Raw genomic sequence first — 2,449 nt, forward strand, 5'->3', positions numbered from 1 at the left:
AGCTTTGCAAGCTTCATCATTTGGCAATTCTTTTATAAAGTTTAGTATGCTTTGTCCTTCAAATACTTCCATAACGACTGTTTTTAAAGACATAAAAATACAGAAACTAAATGACTAACTCAATTTAATTATTTAAAATTACCTCATTAACAGCTCTACTCCCTTATACAATTAACCTAAGAATTTATAAAATTTAAACTTTGGGAAAAATAAAAACCACTAAGAAATTAAAAAAATTAAGCGCAAAACTTAATAAACTTAATTCCTTAATGGTTTAAAAAATTATATGACTTATATGTTAAACCAAAGTCGAAGCAAATTCCATTCTTACGCTTCCGTCTTCATCAATTTTAGTCAAATTGATTTGGTGTAAAGTATTTACTAATTCCGGATTCCAAGGCGTTTTTACTTTTACGTAATTCTCTGTAAAACCATGAATATAGCCTTCTTTATTTTCACCTTCAAACAAAACCGTTCTGCTGGTACCTAATTGACTTTCGTAAAAAGCACGGCGTTTTTTAACCGATAATCCACGTAACATTTTGCTTCGTTTTGCTCGAACATTCGACGGCACAACTCCTGGCATTTCGGCAGCTTCGGTATTATCACGTTCTGAATACGTAAAAACGTGTAAATAAGAAATATCCAAATCATTCAGAAAATGATAGGTTTCTAAGAAATGGGCATCGGTTTCTCCGGGAAAACCAACAATCACATCCACACCAATACAGGCATGAGGCATCACTTCGCGAATTTTATTCACTCTTTCAATATAAACTTCACGCAAATAACGGCGCTTCATCAACTTCAGGATATCATTGCTTCCGGATTGTAACGGAATATGAAAATGCGGTACAAAGGTTCTGCTTTTCGAAACAAATTCAATCGTTTCATTTTTCAATAAATTCGGTTCGATAGATGAAATTCGCAAACGCTCAATTCCTTCTACCTCATCCAAAGCCTGAACCAATTCCAAGAAGGTATGTTCGTGTTTTTTATTTCCAAATTCCCCTTTACCGTAATCTCCAATGTTCACTCCGGTAAGAACAATTTCTTTGATGTTTTGCTTCGAAATTTCATAAGCATTTTTCAATACGTTCTGCAATTCGTCACTTCGGGAAATTCCACGAGCTAGCGGAATAGTACAATACGTACATTTATAATCGCAACCGTCTTGTACTTTCAAAAACGCACGGGTACGGTCGCCAATGGAGTAACTGCCCACATAAAAATCGGCTTCGGCAATCTCACAGGAATGCACTTCGCCCATGTCATTTTTAGACAAATCATTGATATAATCGGCTAATTTGAATTTTTCAGTAGCACCTAAAACCAAATCCACTCCATCTACACTCGCCAGTTCTTCGGGTTTCAATTGGGCATAACAACCTACAGCAGCGACAAAAGCTTTATCATTCAGCTTCATTGCTTTACGCACCACTTGTTTGAATTGTTTATCTGCATTTTCAGTCACCGAACAGGTATTGATGACATACATATCAGCCACTTCCTCAAAATCGACACGATCAAAACCTTCGTCTTGTAAGTTACGGGCAATCGTCGATGTTTCCGAAAAGTTCAATTTACAGCCCAGGGTATAAAAGGCCACTTTTTTTCTGTTTTCCATAAGTAAGCTCTATTTAATGAAATCGTTGTCAAAAAAATAGAGTGCGCAAATTTACATATTAATTACAAGAATTAAAATGGGATTATCATTATATTTGTAAATAGATTTTAAATATAAAAATCATGCAATCAGCTAATTTACAAAAGGATAAACTCGAGTTAATTGAAAAGATTATCCATACAGAAGATCAAAGCACTTTGGATTTTTTAAAAGATGTCCTCAGCGATGACAATTCAGAATATAAATTAACTGAAGAACAAAAGTTGATTGTAGAAGAAGCAACAGCAAAATACTATTCAGGCGAAGACCCCGGCCTCACTTGGGAACAAGTAAAAAACAATATCAGAAAAAGAAATTTCCAAGACTAGTAAAAATCCAAAGAAAAAATTTTAATAAAAAGTAAAATTTGGGCGTGCCCCTCCGTAAAAACTTCGGGTCGGGCTATTCGCTCTATCTTTATGGCCTTTTATCAAAGCCATAAAGGATGTCGCTGCTATCCCTCACGCAAACTTCATTAACGATAAAATTTTATTTCTCATTAAGTTTTGTAGTTATTTATTGATATATTTGAATACTAAAAATCTGAATATTCTCAATTTGCACAAAAAACAATTATTTTATATAAAGAGATATAAACTCTTAAACCTCAACAGAACGTAAATTTCAAGTAACAATGAAACACATCAAAAAAAAATATTTATTGAGTTAGTCATTTAGTTTCTGTATTTTTATGTCTTTAAAAACAGTCGTTATGGAAGTATTTGAAGGACAAAGCATACTAAACTTTATAAAAGAATTGCCAAATGATGAAGCTTGCAAAGC

Annotated in this window: 2 protein-coding genes; one reads left to right on the forward strand and one right to left on the reverse strand. The window is 33.6% G+C overall.

Translation table 11 applies throughout. The features are described 5' to 3' along the window. Window positions 1–298 precede the first annotated feature (298 nt). Window positions 299–1,627: a tRNA (N(6)-L-threonylcarbamoyladenosine(37)-C(2))-methylthiotransferase MtaB gene (gene mtaB, locus GTZ96_RS18075; protein ID WP_161645287.1), complete on the reverse strand. Its 1,329-nt coding sequence runs from the start codon at window positions 1,625–1,627 to the stop codon at window positions 299–301. Window positions 1,628–1,749: 122 nt separating this feature from the next. Here mtaB and GTZ96_RS18080 point away from each other — a divergent pair, with 122 nt between their 5' ends. Next, window positions 1,750–1,995, forward strand: a complete 246-nt coding sequence (locus GTZ96_RS18080) for a hypothetical protein (RefSeq protein ID WP_161645288.1) — start codon at window positions 1,750–1,752, stop codon at window positions 1,993–1,995. The last annotated feature ends 454 nt before the right edge of the window (window positions 1,996–2,449 follow it).

The organism is Flavobacterium undicola (assembly GCF_009909155.2).
GTDB classification, from domain to species: domain Bacteria; phylum Bacteroidota; class Bacteroidia; order Flavobacteriales; family Flavobacteriaceae; genus Flavobacterium; species Flavobacterium undicola.